We start from the raw sequence: 16,138 nt of genomic DNA, 5'->3' as shown, positions 1-16,138 counted from the left end.
TGTGCCTACGTTCGCCAGTAGTTGGATTGTGCTTATTCTTTTTCCTAACTTGGTTGCACCGATTGCAAATTGTATTCCTGCTCCAACTTGCGAATTACCGTTTCACTTCTGCGATCGTCCCAGCTATCAGAAACTGTAGTGCCATCTATATCTAGTAGCTGTTGATCATCAAGACAAGATAAATTAAGTCAAAATCGCCCCACCCATCAACCGCTCATACCGATATTTCAACTCTTCCTTCATCAAATACCAACGCTCTAAAGTAACATCCATCTCTATAATTTTCTCCGCTGCTTGCCGTGCCAAAAGTAAAACTTCCTCATCCTCAACCAAACTCGCTAGGGTAAAATCTGGCACTCCCGATTGCCGAGTTCCCAGTACTTGCCCAGGCCCACGAAAACGCATATCCATTTCAGATATGAAAAAGCCATCCTGAGATTGTTCCAACACCTTCAAGCGTTGTTGAGCATCAGGACTTCTAGAACTGCTCATCAGCAGACAGTAGGACTGAGCCGCGCCCCGACCGACACGCCCCCGCAGTTGGTGCAGTTGTGATAAGCCAAATCGCTCTGCATTTTCAATGAGCATTACTGTAGCATTAGGTACGTCTACACCAACCTCAATAACGGTAGTAGAAACTAGAACCTGTGTTTGGTTATCACGGAATTTGGTTATTGCTTCGTCCTTATCGGCTGAACTCATGCGACCGTGTAGCAACCCAACTTGAAAGTCGGGAAAAACGCTTTCTTGTAACTTTTGATGCTCCTCCACAGCCGATCGCAAATCCAGTTTTTCTGATTCTTCCACTAACGGCAAAACCACGTAAACTTGTCTACCTTGGGCAATTTCTCGGCGGATGAGGTCGTAAGCATGGTTGCGTTGCTGACCTGACAATACTGTTGTCTGAATCTTTTGTCGTCCTGGTGGTAACTCATCAATTTGGCTCACATCCAAATCCCCGTGTATCGTCAGTGCCAGTGTTCGGGGAATCGGGGTAGCTGTCATAGTTAACACATGTGGTTGCTCGCCTTTTTGCTGTAAACGCGCCCGTTGTTCTACCCCAAAACGATGCTGTTCATCTATCACCACTAACCCCAATTGCTGGAAGTTTACTGGGTCTTGAATTAAGGCATGAGTTCCCACTAACAGAGGCAATTCACCAGTGCCTAACTGAGAATGTATTTGTCTTCGTTTAGCAGTTTTAGTAGAACCTGTCAATAATTCCACTGGTAAATGTAGCAGGTTAAACCAGCTAACTAACTTGCGATAATGTTGTTCTGCCAAAACTTCTGTGGGAGCCATCAGCGCCGCTTGGTAGCCAGATTGAATTGCTGCGAGGATAGCCAGCACGGCGACAACCGTTTTACCAGAACCAACATCGCCTTGCACCAGACGATTCATTGGCACAGGTTTTTGTAAATCGTTGAGAATGTCGTTGAGAACTCGTTGCTGTGCGCCAGTAAGTTGAAAAGGCAGTATTTCGTGGAATTTCTCCACAAGTTGACCTCGTGGGACAAGGATGGCGCTGGTTTGAATCGCCCTTGCTTGTTGCTGACGTTGCAGTAAACCAAGTTGTAGGTAGAAAAATTCATCAAAGACTAGGCGGCGACGGGCAACTTGTAGGGCGGCGCTATCACTGGGAAAATGAATGTTAGCGATCGCATCTTTCAATTCCATCAAACCATACTTCTGTCGCAAACCACTTGGCAGAGGGTCTTTCAGGTGAGTTGCAGCGGGTAAAGCAGCAATTACTGCTTGTCGCACTGTATTTGCCACCACACCCTCAGTCAGTCCATAAATTGGCACCACCCGCCCAATATTCAGCGACTCAATCGAATCTCCTGGATTTGCCAAAACCTCTAGTTCTGGATTATCCAGTGTCAAGCCGTATTTACTTTCTTTCACCAACCCACACGCCGCCAGAATACTACCTACTGAATAACGACGTTTTAAACTTTCTTGCCAAGCCCGACTGCTAAAGCGCGTACCTGCGTAAAAACGACCAATTTTGATTTGACCGCTGTTATCTTTTACGATCAGTTCTAAAATTGATAATTTCTGATTCTTAGGGCTAGTAAAGCAGTTGCAACGCTTCACAGTAGCCACTATTGTCACCGTCTCACCCGCCTGTAACTCGCGGATATTCACCTGACGCGCATAATCAATGTGGTCACGAGGATAGTAGAAAAGCAAGTCGCGGACAGTGTGTAAACCAAGCCGTGCCAAATTATCAGCTTTTTTGAAGCCTATTTCTGGTAAATCACTGAGTTTTTGCTCAATTTTTGGTGCAAGCCTCCGACTCACCTCAGCAACAATTGGAGATTTTGGACTTCGGCTTCTCTCCGAGACGCTACGCGAACGCTCAGTCGAACGATTTTGGATTTTTTTCCCCTGCTCCCCTGCTCCCCGGTCACTGAGCGTAGCCGAAGTGCTGCTCCTCTGCTCCCCCTGCTCCCCCTGCTGTAGTTGGGAGAGATACCTGCGAGTATCTGCTACTAAGTGTTGTCTTTCTTCCAGTGCTAGATGTGGATAACTAGCAAATTGTACCGCTAGTCCTTGCCAACGGCGGCGTTCAGTTTGGGGCAAGCCTGTTGGGAATTTGCCCAAAGTCAGGCTAAGAAATTCACTGAAGCGGTACTGTCTGCCCACCAAGTCTGTAAAGCCATGTTCAGCTTCTATTGCCAAGGCTTTGTGCAATCGTATCCAATCTGGTTTTTCATTAGTCATTGGTCAGCAGAGTGAGGAGTTAGGAGTGAGGAGTTAGGAATAAATTACTCATAACTCATAATTCATAATTCATAACTCATAACTTTATTCAAACCAACTAGCACGCCATGCAGCTTCAGCTTCAGCGATTGCTCTTTCTCGATGTTTTTTTTGATACTCTCGTCCTAGCTTGTTGATCTGAACTAAAATACTGCGGATTTGCCTGCGCTCAGAGGAGAGTGTCACATCAGCAAATTCAATTTCCCCTAGCCGCAGGTTAATAGCCATGATTTGCGCCAGTTCAGAATCTTCTGACTGCTGCTCATTTTCAATTTCAATTACTAAGTTTAATAAGTTGGGTGGCCCTGGCATAACCTCGGCAGAGGCTTCTGATGCAGCCGCAGCCGCAGCCGCTAAAATCGGTTCTGGTAATTTTTTGGGTAATACCCCAGCTTTTTGTAATAAAAGATTAGCATCATGCGAAAGTTTTTTCAGTATCTCTTGCGTGACCTCTTCTAAGTTATGTTGCCATTTTGCCAGTTCAATAGGATTAGAGGTGTCGAGGGTGAGAGGTTCAGGAGTAGATGTGTCCAGCATCACAGGAGATGAGGATGTTACTCCCCCATCTTGTCCATCTCCCTCATCTGTTCCATCTGTTCCATCTGTTCCATCTGTTCCATCTTCCCCTACTTCCTCACTTTTAATACAAGTGAGTAATTGCTCAGATGCCAGTTGACCCAACTTGCGGATGGCTTGTTGCAATTGTTGACGCTGATTCAATGACAAATGCAGAAAGCTTTCGGGATACCCTTGGGTACAAAGGTGGTAACTCGCCAGAATCAACTGTTTTCGTACAGCTAGCCCTAAGGTGTTTAGATAACTAGCATAAGCGCTTTGTAGTTCTGTTGCGATCGCCCGAATCGCTTCTTTCAATGCTGCAATATCCCGTTCAATTCGCTCGATTGCTCTTGCCATATCTTTTCGTTGTTGCCCATGTGAACTCTTACATAGTACAAATGTACGAATTTATTTGAGGATAACTTTCCAGAGGATTTTAGATTTTAAATTAAATGCGATATTTCGCGTCTCTACTAATAAAATACAGGTCAGGCAATTTGCTTGACCTGTCCTTAAATAGGTTAGGAGTTAAGAATTATGAGTGACGAATTATGAAGCTAACTTTCTATTAACTCCTAACTTCTGTACAGACGCGATTAATCGCGTCTCTCCTAACTAATTATTACTTGCTGCCAATTTGTGCAGCGACTTCATCAGCAAAGTTACTTTCTTGCTTTTCAATGCCTTCGCCCAGTATATAGCGGACAAAGCGAGTCACTTGAATCTCTTCGCCTAATTGCGCCTTCACTTGCTTCACCAAGTCTTCCACGGAAATACTTTGATCACGAATGTAAGGCTGATCGAGCAAAGCCAATTCTTTCAAGCGTTTTTCAATCCGTCCCTGAACAATCTTTTCTTTGATGTTATCTGGCTTGTTCGCCAAATCATCCTTGCCCATTTCAATGTTTTTTTCCTTTTGGGCAATTTCGCTAGGGATTTGGTCTACGCTCACATACTCGACATTTGGACAAGCTGCAACTTGCATAGCAGTGTTCCGTGCCAAGGTTTGGAACTCTTGATTAGTAGCCGCTGACTCAGTTTGGGAACCCAACTCTACCAATACACCAACTCGACCGCCAGTGTGAATATAGCTGTCTACTATCCCTTGCGTGCCTTCTGCTAAAGCAAAATTATTAAAGCGACGCACTTGGATGTTTTCACCGAGCGTGGCAATAGTTTGCTTGATGAATTCTTCTACAGTCCCACTTTCATTATCAATATAGGGTTGAGCTAACAAAGACTCAACACTATTAGCAGTCGCTGCTTGCTTTGCTAGGTTCTTAACTAAAGCTTTAAAAGCCTCGTTACGAGCAACAAAGTCGGTTTGGCAGTTGACTTCTATGAGTACACCCACTCTACCTCCGGGCTGAATGTAAGTGTCTACTAGACCTTCTGCCGCAACGCGATCACTTTTTTTTCCCGCCGTAGAGATGCCCTTTTTCCGTAGCCAGTCTACGGCTTCTTCTATGTTGCCATCAGTCTCTTTCAGCGCATTTTTGCAGTCCATCATGCCGGCACCAGTTTTTTGGCGTAGCTCTTGGACGAGTTTTGCAGATATTTCCGCCATGTTGTCTCAATTCCTAACTTGACCTCGATTTGTAATCGCTCACGGGTGTTGAGTATTTCTATCTTACTCAGGGCTGGGGAAGAAAAAATAATCAAGTACAAAGGTATGTATGAGGCATGAGTTTTTTGCCTCCACCTTTGCCTATGATTTGCCGCAGGCTAGGGCGGCTTGCTGCTACTCTGCAATCCACCGCCCTCCCTTGTCCACTTACTTCACCCCTGCTTTACTTATTCCTCTGCTTCCTCCTCGGGAATTACGGCGTCAGTATATTCGCTTTCTTCGTAGTCTTCGTCATACTCACCACCTTCGTAATCTTCGTAATCCTCTTCAGCATCCAGCTGACCATGACGACCTTCATAAATGGCATCCGCCAATTTTCCGACTATCAGCTTAATTGACCTGATAGCATCGTCGTTTGCTGGGATGGGGATATCTACTACATCTGGGTCACAGTTTGTATCCAGCATGGACACAATCGGAATATTCAGCTTTTGGCACTCTTGAACTGCGTTATATTCCCGCCGTTGGTCTACGATTACAACGATATCGGGCACTTTCCGCATTGTTTTAATGCCGCCCAAGTATTTCTGAAGCTTCGTCATTTCCCGACGTAGCATTGATGCTTCTTTTTTCGGTAATAAATCTAGTGCGCCAGTTTCCTCACGGCGTTCTAAATCTTTCAGACGGTCTACCCGTGTTTTGATGGTTGCCCAATTAGTCAACATTCCGCCCAACCAGCGTTGGTTAATGTAGTGGGAACCACAACGGCTGGCCTCTTGGGCAATAATTCCAGCTGCTTGGCGCTTGGTGCCAACAAAAAGAAATTTCTTCCCTTGTTCAGCGTGCGATCGCATGTACGCATAAGCATTTTCCATCAACTGGGCAGTCTGCACCAAGTCGATAATATGTACACCATTGCGGGAAGTGTAAATGTAAGGAGACATTTTTGGGTTCCAACGCCGGGTCTGATGCCCAAAGTGAACCCCTGACTCCATCATCTGAGCCAATGAAACTACTGGCATATATTTTCTAACTCCGATTCGGGTTAAACCTCCATCCAAGTGCATTTCCCAACAGGGAAACACCCGAATTCTCAGATGTGCGAGATTAGTTAACCATACTAGGTTAGCATATTCGGAAGAGTTGTAGTTTGTTGAAAAATAAGGGCGAGAAAATAGCGCTGCCCACTCAACAATAGGGAAGCGCTATGCTTGTAGTGATAGGGCTAAAAATATTGCTGTTTTAAACGCCTTCAACAGCGATCTCCCATTTTTTATAGTAATAAATACTCAGTAAAAAAAGCTGAAGTTACGCGTTTTAAGCCAGGTGAGCTACACCCTAGTACATGGCGTCAGTTTGCCTACCTTTAAAGAAGGGATTTTGTCCCAAATCTTGTTAATTGAGATGGTAGCTGCATTTACGCCGTGATGTACTAGTGTTTAACTGACTAGTTTTAAACTACCCCAAAAGACCTATCTACTCGCGGTCTTCTTGATCCTTAGGTTTGGGTTTTTGTCGCCGTTGTTCGATCTGCTCGTCGATAGTTTCTCTCATTTTCCGTTCAGCAGTGTCCATCGCAGAATACTTAAAGCGGTTGATTACGCTACTGAACAAGTTGCCAAAGAATCTTTCAATTTCTTGCATAATTTAATACCTCAGTATTTAAAGGTAAATTCTTGACTCTACCATTGATTTTGGACTTTCTAGTGGAAGCTGGAAATAAAACGCTAACCTCTTGCGAATGATTTTATAAAACAGTCTTTTAAATCAAATCACTACTGTTGAGACTTGCGAGATTGAAACGCGGTGGACACCCATCTATTCTATTCTGTCTAAGGTAATAAATGTGGCAAAAATATAGGTAACAAATTGTTTACTTGTTTGTAACAATTTTTCAATTTCACGGTCACTCATTGGTGTCTTTGGTGCGATGTCTACGATGGGCGTAGTTAAAGCAATTTCTAGAATTACACCTTGCATGTTACTCAATAGTATCGGGGTCTACATTGAGGCATTGAGGGAACGTAACCTTGCCTTTAACTGTTCTATCTGCAATTCTGCCTGTTCTGCTCGTTGGCGTTCCTGTTCTGCTCGTTGGCGTTCCTGTTCTGCCAGTTCTTCTGCTTGCTGCCTTGCTAAAACTTCCTGCCGTAAAGCCTGTACCAGTTCATCAGGGATCAGTAATTTTTCCCCTGTATCCTCTCGATAAAACCCAATTAGCCTTTCCTCAACCACCAAACGCAGTTGTAACGGTTCACTGCGTCCATCTTGTATAGGTTCGTAGATTTCTCCCCGCAGGCGATAGCCACGTAGCTGTTGTTCTACCCACTCACCTTTAGGGTCAAATAGCCAGTATTCCTTGACACCTAGCTGCTCATAGAGGGTCTTTTTGAAGATTTCGTCTTGTCCCTTAGTACCAAAAGATGTCATTTCAAAAATAACTGTGGGTACTTGACCCTCTTCCCACATTTTGTAGTTGTCCCGACCGCCGGGTGCAACATCAAAAATCACCATCACATTTGGGGCTAGGCGCAACTTAGGAAAACCCTGTGCATAATAAAGAAATTGATTTCCCAATACTGTTGCCTGATGAGCTGCCAGATACTGTTTCAGTACTTCCAAAGTAGTTAGCAAGGCATAAAGGTGGTCGTAGGTTTCTGCCACTGGTTGACCATCAGCACTGGGATAGAAGATTTCTGATTCGATATCAACTCTTAGAGTAGCCGTCATGGTTGTAAAATCAGTGCTACGAGATTATTGTAGAGCAAGTCTGCCTCTGCCTAACTTAGGATGTGCAAGCTTTTCAAAATATAACTAGATAACTCACAAAATCCTTCCCCTTCGGCAGCGTTAGTAATATAAGCAGGGTGATATTTCAACTGATTCAGATATTCCAGCACGTTTGCCACGCCTACAGAAACAGGAAAATAACGCCGATCAAATAAACTTTCATCATTGGGGCTATCGCCAACAGTGACAATTTGTTCTGATGAGTATTGAGGTAAATATTCGCGCAATACCTGCAATAATCCTACAGCTTTATCTTGCCCTTGAGGTTTAATATGACACTGCACGTTGCTATAGGTAAATCCCCAGCCCATTTGTTGAGAGAGATTGTCTAGGGTTTGTAGTTCGTCTTGACGCAAAGCAGCTACATCAAAAGTCCAGTCCGTGATGCGAAAGCGATTATCAGCAGATTCTTGGATTTGGGGAAATTTAGTTTGTAAATTCTCAAAAGTCGTAGCCAAGTGCTGGCGATGTTTAGCTAAATCGGGAATGGGTATTAAGACTACTGGTTTCTGGTTTCCAGGTGGAAAGTACAAACCGCCATTTTCTGCCATAGCACCTGCCACTGGCATCAAACTACTCAATCCACTCACCCACCCAGCAGAACGTCCTGTGACAATCAGCACCTTAATGTCAGCTGCCGCTAAATCCTCTAAAGCTTGCAGCAGTGCGGGAGTAAATTTTCCTCGTCTAGTCAGGGTGCCATCCATATCTGTGGCTATCAGACGAATATTGCTAAAGCTTGTAGATGAAACCTCAGATAGGGTAGGGAGGCTCAAATGTCTGGACATATGCAGTTTGTAAAAGGTTGTAAAAAATATTAATGATACAGCAAGATGGCATTGAAGATTTGGGCATCCTAAACATCAGGAGTCAAGTTTTTCAGTTTCCCAACCATGCCCACTTCGATGTTTCTTGCCCAATCCTCAGGGTCAAAGCCTAAAAAAGCATCCCAGGAAGTGCCAGCAAGTAATCCTCAAATACCACCATTATTGTTGGTAACTTCTGGAGGACTGGCTTTAGCGGTGATTGCTTTAATTGTGTATAGTAAGCTCCAGATGAATAAGCTGGAGAAAAAACTTAGGTTTGAACAATTCCGCGCACGAGAATTAGAGAAAAAATTTAAGCTGGCACTAGAAACAATTCGCAAAATGGAAACTAATCCCGATTTGGTCAACTCACGGGACTTTAACCTGGATTATCTGCGAATGCGGATGTCAGAGGAGGTGTTTCATTTTGCAATCCTTAATCAAGTGAAGATTCAGATTAAAGATAAAGTTTCTCAAGCCCTGCGTCCAAATCAAGCACAACTTGGATCAGTCGGAATTGCTAATAGCGCTGGACGGCAAGTAGATGAAATTTTTGATGTAGAGTATGAGACTGGTAGTCCAGGAAACTCTGCCAAGCGAGTTCTGTTTCGCATTCAAATCCGGTTAATGAAGTTACCGACGCAAGCAAGTTCTGCGACTATTAGTCAGATTATTGACTGTATAGAAACTTACCTAAGCCCCATAGAAGACGAAGATAGCTGGCAACCAACAATTCAAGGTCGGATTGCTACCATGCATTGGGATCAAAAGGCTAAACCTACGCCTCTCTTGGTGCTAGAGCAATCGAATGAAGGCGTGAATGTGACTTTTCGCACTAGTCGCCAACCAAATGCCCCAACTCCGCCAAAGCCACTTGGAATGAAAAAATCAGGCTCGGTTAGACAATAAATTATGGCTGTCATTAGTCATTTGTCCTTTTTCCTTTGTAGATACAAATGACCAATGACAAAAAATGACCCTTACGAGTAAATAGGCAATATTTATTTGCGTCACAACTTAGTTATCAGTTGTGATTTATTACTTCCAAATCATGACCCAATAGCTGCATTGGGGGAATTACGGGTTAAAAGACCATCTTCCATTTCTACGATCCGATCGGCTATGTCTAAAATGCGGTTGTCGTGTGTCACTAATAAGATAGTAGTTCCCTGATTTTTGGCAAGACTCTGCATTATTTCCACGACATCGCGTCCTGATTGTTTGTCTAATGCAGCTGTTGGTTCGTCTGCTAGCACCAGTGGAGGACGATTCACCAAGGCGCGGGCGATCGCAATTCTTTGTTTTTGTCCACCAGAAAGGTTGTCTGGGTAGTAATCAACTCGTTCTTCTAGACCAACAGACCCCAGCATGGCTTTTGATTTAGCCACTGCTTCTGTTTTAGAAATATTATTATTCAATTCTACCGCCATTTGCACATTTTGCTTCGCAGTCAAGAACCCTAGCAAATTGTGAGCTTGGAAAATATAACCAATGCTGCGTCGCATCTGCACCAGTTTATTTTGACTGACGCCAACGAGTTCTTCACCTAAAAATTTCAAACTTCCCTCTTGTACAGATCGCAAACCACCAATTAAGCTCAGTAATGTTGTTTTACCTGAACCAGATGGCCCGGTCATAATTACAATCTCACCAGAATAAATTTCTAGGTTAATGTCAAATAATATCTGTTTTTTCAGTGCGCCCTTGCCATAGTAGTGATTGAGGTTTTTAATGGCAATAACAGGTTCTTTTTGGTTCATAAATTTGTTAACTATAAGTTAGTAGTTTTGAAACAAAACTGTAGGGGTTACCAGAAATTAAGATTCATTAACTTTTAATTATAACCTATAATTACTAATAACATATCTTAGTGAATATTTAATTAATTAAAAGATATCTGCTGGATCGGCAGAACGTAATTTTCGGACTGCGATCGCACCGGAGATAATACACATAAGCATTGTCAGAATCAACACCATTACCGCCCGATCAAAACTCATAAAGACTGGTAAAAGTGTAGCCTCTCTGGCGGTTTTATACATAAATAAAGCAAAAATAATTCCAGGGAAATATCCTAAAACTGCTAATAACAAAGCCTCTTGAAGAATGACTGTCAATAAATAGTTTTGTGTATAACCTATTGCCTTGAGAGTAGCGTACTCAGCTAAGTGGTCTGCAACTTCTGTATAAAGGATTTGATAAACAATCACAGTCCCTACAATGAAACCCATGATAGTCCCTAATGTGAAAATAAAGCCAATAGCTGTACTATTTGCCCAATAATTCCGCTCAAAATCAATAAATTCTTGCTTAGTTAAAACATTTACCTCATTAGGTAAATAATTTTGCAATTCTTGGACGACAACTTTAACATCTGCTCCCGGTTTTAATCTAATTAACCCAATATCAATTAATCCTGGTTGACGATTGTTAAATATTCGCAGAAAGTTAATATCACTTGTAATTAAATTTCCATCTGCACCAAATGATGCACCTAATGTAAATAGTCCTCCTACTTTAATTCGCCGCCTTCGTACTTCTGCTATTACAGTCTTTCCTTGCTCATAATTAGTCGCGATTGGGCCATACTCCACTCTAGAAGAACGGTCAAATAAAACTACATCAGGCAGTTTAAGTTTATCTAAATTCTCCTGAACTCCAGGTAAGCTAACTAGGTTATTCTCTGGGTTCATTCCAAAGATAAGGATACTACGAGGACGGCCTGTTACAGGATTTTTCCAGACTGTATAGTCCAAATATATAGGATGTACTGATTGGACTGCGGGTAAATCTAAAGCTTTATATAACCGTCGTTGAGAAAAGCTCCTCATTGCCAGAACAGCACTAGATTGACTATTGATTAAAACAATATCGCCCTGTAAGCTGCTATGAAATCGAACGTTACTATAATACAAAGCATCCCGGAAACCGAGTTGCATAAACATCAAAATATCAGCAAAGGCAATTCCTGCCAAAGCCACAGCTAGGCGAGTTTTTTCCCTTGTCAGTTGTAACCACGACAGAGGTATTTTTTGATTCATGTTATAGGTATCCAAGCACAGTTATCAATTACAGTAGAATTTAGAAATAATTCAATTTTTGATTGAGGGAGAAATCTAAAATCTAAAATTGGCAGAGTCAGGAGTAAAACAGTCTTTATATCTCAATACGCTTGGGTTAAGGCTAAAAATCTTTATTTTTTGAACGTAGATGTAAAGTGGTGAAGCAGCGCCGTCTTCTCACATTGAGAGATGCCAAGGGCGATAGCACAGCGTCGGAACGAGCGTCACCCGGAGGGATTGCCGCAGGCTACCGCAGAGGCACAGAGAGAAGGAAAAATGCTTAACTGAACTGTATTGGCTTTTAAATCTAGTACAGCACGGCGTAAATAAACATACCATTTCAAATGGTGCAAAAGCCCGGAATACAATTCTTTTGACTTTTACTTCGGCTACGCCCAACTCTTAGAGAGGCTGCGCCAACGACGCCGCCCTTCGGCTACGCTCAGGCTAAACTCAGGCTAAACTCAGTACAAGTGACTTTTGACTTCCGCCTTGCGGTACTAGGTTCTGTACCTCACTTAATTGCAACCTGTTGTAATTTATCAGACATTATTTATTGATGAAACAGCCTAATTAAAAACATTCTTAATCCAAAATATCAAATCATAAATTTGTATTACTGTTCACCTATAACTTGATTCGCTATTAATTTCGACAAGAACTTTAGCGTAAGTTAAACCCGAAACTTTCTGGCTATCTTCTGGAGGTAGAGCAATTTTCACTTCTACTACTCTGGCATCCACATCTGCTGCTGGATCTGTATTCAGCACATCTTTTTTACCAATTTTTCTACCAATTTCAGTAACAGTTCCCTTTAATTCGTCGCTAAATGCTCCATTATCGCTGCTGATAGTGGCGTTTTGACCAATACGCACTTTTCCAATACTGTCTTCGGCGACTTCAGCAATCACAAACATTTGGCTGGTTTGTCCAATTTCAGCAATACCATTTGCACCGATGGCTTCGCCTGACTTGGTGTAAACCTTTAAAATCTCTCCAGCTATTGGTGCTTGAACGTAGCTCAACCTCAATTCTGCTTCGGCTTTTCTAATATTTGCGATCGCATTACTAACTTGGGCTTGCGCTACTTGCACACCAGTAGGACTAACATCTAAAATTTTGCTCAGTTTGGCCTTTTCTTCATCGATTTGTCTTTGCAAAGTTGCTAAAGTTTTGTCACGGTTAACTTTGGCTTCAATTAGCTGCTGTTGCAAAGTTGCTAAGTTTTGTATTTGGTTAGCTCTAGCTTCAGCAACTTGCTGTCGTAGGGTTGCCAATGTCTGCTTTAGCGTAGCTTGGCTTTCAGCAACTTGCTGATTAGAAGTTACTGCACTCAAGCGTCTCCTGTCCCGCTCTTGCTGAGAAATTGCACCTTCTCTGTATAAAAAATCATAGCGTCCGGCATCGACTTGGGCATTGCGCTGTTCGGCTCGAACACGTCCAACTGTGGCTCTTAGGACATCTCTTTGCCCACTAAGTTCAGCTTCTAGGCGATTCACGGTTGCTTGTTGGACGAGTTTACCCCCACTTAACTGAGCAGCAATCCGCGCGATCGTCGCTTGTTGAGCATCCCTTTCCCCAACAAACTGCGCTTGTAGGCGAGCAATAACTGCTCTTTGGGCTTGAATATCTCTTGGAGATCCGGCTCTGATTTGCGCTAAATTCGCACGGGATTCTTGCACCTTGGCTTTTGCCTCTTCTAGTCCGGCTATTTGGGTATCGCGGTTATCCAAAATTGCCACAATTTGGCCTCGCTTTACCTGTTCACCCTCTCTCACCAGAAGTTGCTGAATTCGTGACGATGGCGCTAATCCTGAGGATGGAGCGGACAATTTAACAACTTCGCCTCGCGGTTCCAAACGCCCTAGAGCACTAATGCTATTGGTAGATGGCATTACGGGTGCAGATGTAGTTAGTTTTTTCAGCTGCTCGATTTTAGCTGTACCTAGTATCCCAGCAGCTATTACTACTGGCACAGCTACAGCAATACCCCACCAAATCTTAGGTTGTTCATGATTAAGTGTCTGCTCACTTGGCTTTGGCTTTTCAGTCACCCTTGACATAGTATGTTGCCCGTTTACCTGAATTGTGCTGATGGAAGTAAAAATAAAAGGGTTTTTAATTAACAGCCAGCCGTTTAGGACAAACAACAGTGGTTTAAAGCTAGGTATGGCTTAAAATCCATTGTGTGATGAACGCTCAACACTATGGTTTTGCAAAATGGTGTTTTCTATAGCGATGTCTTACGACAAGCCACTTTGCGTCTACGCTCGTTTGTATGCAATACACTGACCTCACTACCATTCCTCTCTCCTAAAAAGTGAGAGGCTTTGAGGCTTACTTATTCCCAACGCTACAAGGGTTGGGGCTGAGGTTAGGTCTGTATTGAAACCTAGAAGCGCTATAGTAGCTGGCTATTTAATAACTCTGAGTATTATTGAGACATGAGTGCAATGGGAGTTAGCAGAATTCACAAGCAGTATGAATCTAGATGTAGAGACGTTATATATCGCGTCTCTACACAAAATCCCAAATTGGTATGATGCGGTACTGTACTGCTACATTCACTACGGCTACAGTTAGTCACAAAATTGAAAAGAAACATCAAAAATAGACTGTTGCCTTTGCGGGATACAATCTTGCTACAAAAGTTAGTCTTCCTTAAGTGAATCAACGATTAACTGACTAAAAAATATCTGTTGACCCTGAGCGAAGTCGAAAGGGTCAACTTGAGCATTCTTAACATCAGAGTTTCCTTAACTTTCTGGTCAATGAGTTAGCTGTCTCTAGTTGCTTGCACCTACCAAGACAACAAACCATTTTGTAATATTCGCTTCAAAGACCTGACTATTTTCCCTGCTGCTGTTTTGGGACTCCATTAAACTCTCGTTGAATGAATTCTACATTTATCCGTTACCCGAAAACGTAACAGAGCTTACAGATGGGGAACTGTGAGTCTGGAAGGAGATCACAACGATGAGGGGGATGATTAATTTGGCAGGTCGAATAAAACTGTGGTCATGTAATGTTCTGCCCAAGCTGGGCCAAAGGCTTTTTCTAGTACGCGGCGGGTTTTATCGTTTTGCTGCTGTTTGGTACAGTAGTTGTGTTGTCCGGCGATATTTTGTGTGACTTGTTCAACTGAAACAGGATGTGAGGCGATCGCTTGGGTACAATGAATATCTAAAAATTCTCGCACGCGTGAGAGAAACATTGTTTCTTCTTCTGGGGAACTAGGGCGCACAAAGATGCAAAAATCCGAAAAAATATTTCCCCATTCAGGTAATTCACGGGGTTGGGAAAAGTTAAGCACTGTTAACTGTGTCAGTGCTGTAGTATAAGATTCTGGTAAGGTGCGCTCTACTTGGATAGGAGAAAGGTCTGCGATCGCTGCACTAATTTGACCTCTACCCCCAACTAAATCGCAACCAAACATCGGCAGGTTGTATTCTGGACGGGGAAACATGACGCAGTGCAAAATATCCAGCATATTTCCGATTTTCGCCAGTTCCAAGTGCATTTTCCGAAACTGGGGCGTTTGATAGCAGCGATTTTCAATTGTCAGTTTTTCGCCTTCTAGTCTACCTTCCACATACCCCAACTCATCAGGCAAATGGTAGGGCGATAGATCCAGGTGCTGATGCCAAGCTGCCTCAATACAATCAGCTAGCTGACGAATTAGGGGATGTTGTTGCTCACGCAGCGAGGGCATAGAAGTAAATGACATATTCTAGTTGGGAATGCGATCTAGTAGCCAGTCTACAACCTGTTGTGCCACACCTGTCGTGGACTGCAATATAAGCAAACACTTGATGGGCATCGGGCATTGGGCAGCCACTGCGTTTCCGGGGTTCCCCCGGTTGTTCGCGTTGGCGGAGTCTCTGGTAGAGAAGCGTCTCCGAACAGGAGAAGCAAGTGGCGTCATTGGGCAAATGACAAAAGCCAAAGGACTATTGCCACAAATCAGTGACATCGTATCCCAATTCCCCTAACATGTGCCGCAGCAAGGGTAAACTGAGTCCAATTACATTGCTGTGACAGCCTGCAATTTTTTCTACAAAGAAACTACCAAAACCCTCAATGGCAAAGGCTCCAGCACACTTGAGGGGTTCACCTGTGGCAACATAAGCTTTAATTGCGCGATCGCTCATTTGAGCAAAGTGAACTCTTGTAACTTGAGACTTGACTATAGTGCGGTTTTGGTCAAGGTCAATTAAGGCATGACCTGTGTACAAGTCGCCAAAGTTACCCTGCATTATCTGCCAACGAGCGATCGCTTCAGAGAAGTCTGCTGGTTTACCGTGAATTTCACCATTGATAGACAAAACTGAATCACAACCCATAATCAAAGCCGATTCAAACTGCGGGGCTACAGTTTCCGCCTTATATTGGGCAAGAGTTTTGACTAATTCTTCTGGTTCACTTAATTGGATTTGCGACTCATCAAAGTCACTTGGTCGAACTATCGGTTCAATACCAACACTTTGCAGCAAGCGGCGTCGGGCTGGGGAAGCTGAGGCAAGTACAAAAGGTGGAATTTTCATGATATTTCTGACAAAATTGTTAATTGGGCATGGGGGATGGGGGAG

Annotated in this window: 15 protein-coding genes; 1 reads left to right on the top strand and 14 read right to left on the bottom strand. The window is 43.2% G+C overall.

Going from position 1 to position 16,138, the window contains the following annotated elements:
• Positions 1–183: 183 nt before the first annotated feature.
• The 8 genes from recG to V7K49_RS18270 all read right to left on the bottom strand — a co-directional run bounded on the left by recG (position 184) and on the right by V7K49_RS18270 (position 8,469).
• Positions 184–2,727, bottom strand: a complete 2,544-nt coding sequence (recG, locus tag V7K49_RS18305; protein ID WP_335206746.1) for an ATP-dependent DNA helicase RecG — start codon at positions 2,725–2,727, stop codon at positions 184–186.
• An 84-nt stretch (positions 2,728–2,811) separates the two neighbouring features.
• Positions 2,812–3,681 (bottom strand): hypothetical protein, encoded by an 870-nt coding sequence (locus tag V7K49_RS18300; RefSeq protein ID WP_335206745.1) that lies wholly within the window; start codon positions 3,679–3,681, stop codon positions 2,812–2,814.
• 265 nt (positions 3,682–3,946) lie between these two features.
• On the bottom strand, positions 3,947–4,891 hold the full coding sequence (gene tsf / locus V7K49_RS18295; protein ID WP_334874791.1) for a translation elongation factor Ts: 945 nt from the start codon (positions 4,889–4,891) through the stop codon (positions 3,947–3,949).
• A gap of 227 nt (positions 4,892–5,118) precedes the next feature.
• Positions 5,119–5,913, bottom strand: coding sequence for a 30S ribosomal protein S2 (gene rpsB, locus V7K49_RS18290; RefSeq protein WP_334874790.1), 795 nt, complete (start codon positions 5,911–5,913; stop codon positions 5,119–5,121).
• A 454-nt stretch (positions 5,914–6,367) separates the two neighbouring features.
• Entirely contained in the window at positions 6,368–6,535 is a 168-nt protein-coding gene (locus V7K49_RS18285) for a hypothetical protein (RefSeq protein ID WP_334874788.1), read from the bottom strand.
• 174 nt (positions 6,536–6,709) lie between these two features.
• Positions 6,710–6,871, bottom strand: a complete 162-nt coding sequence (locus V7K49_RS18280) for a hypothetical protein (RefSeq protein ID WP_335206743.1) — start codon at positions 6,869–6,871, stop codon at positions 6,710–6,712.
• A 21-nt stretch (positions 6,872–6,892) separates the two neighbouring features.
• Positions 6,893–7,621, bottom strand: a complete 729-nt coding sequence (locus V7K49_RS18275; protein WP_335206741.1) for a Uma2 family endonuclease — start codon at positions 7,619–7,621, stop codon at positions 6,893–6,895.
• Between the two features lie 50 nt (positions 7,622–7,671).
• Positions 7,672–8,469, bottom strand: a complete 798-nt coding sequence (locus V7K49_RS18270) for an HAD family hydrolase (protein WP_335206740.1) — start codon at positions 8,467–8,469, stop codon at positions 7,672–7,674.
• A gap of 105 nt (positions 8,470–8,574) precedes the next feature.
• Between V7K49_RS18270 and V7K49_RS18265 the strand changes: the two genes are divergently transcribed.
• Positions 8,575–9,396: a hypothetical protein gene (locus V7K49_RS18265; protein WP_334874784.1), complete on the top strand. Its 822-nt coding sequence runs from the start codon at positions 8,575–8,577 to the stop codon at positions 9,394–9,396.
• A 140-nt stretch (positions 9,397–9,536) separates the two neighbouring features.
• Here the strand turns inward: V7K49_RS18265 and V7K49_RS18260 are convergent, their stop codons facing one another.
• The 6 genes from V7K49_RS18260 to V7K49_RS18235 all read right to left on the bottom strand — a co-directional run bounded on the left by V7K49_RS18260 (position 9,537) and on the right by V7K49_RS18235 (position 16,093).
• Entirely contained in the window at positions 9,537–10,247 is a 711-nt protein-coding gene (locus V7K49_RS18260) for a DevA family ABC transporter ATP-binding protein (RefSeq protein WP_335206739.1), read from the bottom strand.
• Between the two features lie 126 nt (positions 10,248–10,373).
• Positions 10,374–11,528 (bottom strand): ABC transporter permease DevC, encoded by a 1,155-nt coding sequence (devC, locus tag V7K49_RS18255; RefSeq protein ID WP_334874780.1) that lies wholly within the window; start codon positions 11,526–11,528, stop codon positions 10,374–10,376.
• A gap of 644 nt (positions 11,529–12,172) precedes the next feature.
• The gene (locus V7K49_RS18250; RefSeq protein ID WP_335206737.1) at positions 12,173–13,612 is read right to left on the bottom strand and encodes an HlyD family efflux transporter periplasmic adaptor subunit; all 1,440 of its coding nucleotides are present in this window, start codon (positions 13,610–13,612) and stop codon (positions 12,173–12,175) included.
• Between the two features lie 926 nt (positions 13,613–14,538).
• A complete protein-coding gene (locus tag V7K49_RS18245; RefSeq protein ID WP_335206736.1) occupies positions 14,539–15,276 on the bottom strand; it encodes a phycocyanobilin:ferredoxin oxidoreductase in 738 nt (245 codons plus the stop codon).
• Between the two features lie 3 nt (positions 15,277–15,279).
• On the bottom strand, positions 15,280–15,522 hold the full coding sequence (locus V7K49_RS18240) for a hypothetical protein (RefSeq protein ID WP_335206734.1): 243 nt from the start codon (positions 15,520–15,522) through the stop codon (positions 15,280–15,282).
• A complete protein-coding gene (locus tag V7K49_RS18235; RefSeq protein ID WP_335206731.1) occupies positions 15,500–16,093 on the bottom strand; it encodes a Maf family protein in 594 nt (197 codons plus the stop codon). Before V7K49_RS18235 ends, V7K49_RS18240 begins: the two co-directional genes overlap by 23 nt.
• Positions 16,094–16,138 lie beyond the last annotated feature (45 nt).

This window comes from Nostoc sp. (genome assembly GCF_036919675.1).
GTDB lineage: Bacteria > Cyanobacteriota > Cyanobacteriia > Cyanobacteriales > Nostocaceae > Nostoc.
This window is presented reverse-complemented; position numbering and strand designations above follow the sequence as displayed.

What these genes read in the sequence shown, in the direction of transcription:
- recG (WP_335206746.1), bottom strand. Translation starts at nt 2,727, where the DNA reads ATGACTAATGAAAAACCAGATTGGATACGATTGCACAAAGCCTTGGCA.
- V7K49_RS18300 (WP_335206745.1), bottom strand. Translation starts at nt 3,681, where the DNA reads ATGGCAAGAGCAATCGAGCGAATTGAACGGGATATTGCAGCATTGAAA.
- tsf (WP_334874791.1), bottom strand. Translation starts at nt 4,891, where the DNA reads ATGGCGGAAATATCTGCAAAACTCGTCCAAGAGCTACGCCAAAAAACT.
- rpsB (WP_334874790.1), bottom strand. Translation starts at nt 5,913, where the DNA reads ATGCCAGTAGTTTCATTGGCTCAGATGATGGAGTCAGGGGTTCACTTT.
- V7K49_RS18285 (WP_334874788.1), bottom strand. Translation starts at nt 6,535, where the DNA reads ATGCAAGAAATTGAAAGATTCTTTGGCAACTTGTTCAGTAGCGTAATC.
- V7K49_RS18280 (WP_335206743.1), bottom strand. Translation starts at nt 6,871, where the DNA reads ATGCAAGGTGTAATTCTAGAAATTGCTTTAACTACGCCCATCGTAGAC.
- V7K49_RS18275 (WP_335206741.1), bottom strand. Translation starts at nt 7,621, where the DNA reads ATGACGGCTACTCTAAGAGTTGATATCGAATCAGAAATCTTCTATCCC.
- V7K49_RS18270 (WP_335206740.1), bottom strand. Translation starts at nt 8,469, where the DNA reads ATGTCCAGACATTTGAGCCTCCCTACCCTATCTGAGGTTTCATCTACA.
- V7K49_RS18265 (WP_334874784.1), top strand. Translation starts at nt 8,575, where the DNA reads ATGCCCACTTCGATGTTTCTTGCCCAATCCTCAGGGTCAAAGCCTAAA.
- V7K49_RS18260 (WP_335206739.1), bottom strand. Translation starts at nt 10,247, where the DNA reads ATGAACCAAAAAGAACCTGTTATTGCCATTAAAAACCTCAATCACTAC.
- devC (WP_334874780.1), bottom strand. Translation starts at nt 11,528, where the DNA reads ATGAATCAAAAAATACCTCTGTCGTGGTTACAACTGACAAGGGAAAAA.
- V7K49_RS18250 (WP_335206737.1), bottom strand. Translation starts at nt 13,612, where the DNA reads ATGTCAAGGGTGACTGAAAAGCCAAAGCCAAGTGAGCAGACACTTAAT.
- V7K49_RS18245 (WP_335206736.1), bottom strand. Translation starts at nt 15,276, where the DNA reads ATGTCATTTACTTCTATGCCCTCGCTGCGTGAGCAACAACATCCCCTA.
- V7K49_RS18240 (WP_335206734.1), bottom strand. Translation starts at nt 15,522, where the DNA reads ATGTCACTGATTTGTGGCAATAGTCCTTTGGCTTTTGTCATTTGCCCA.
- V7K49_RS18235 (WP_335206731.1), bottom strand. Translation starts at nt 16,093, where the DNA reads ATGAAAATTCCACCTTTTGTACTTGCCTCAGCTTCCCCAGCCCGACGC.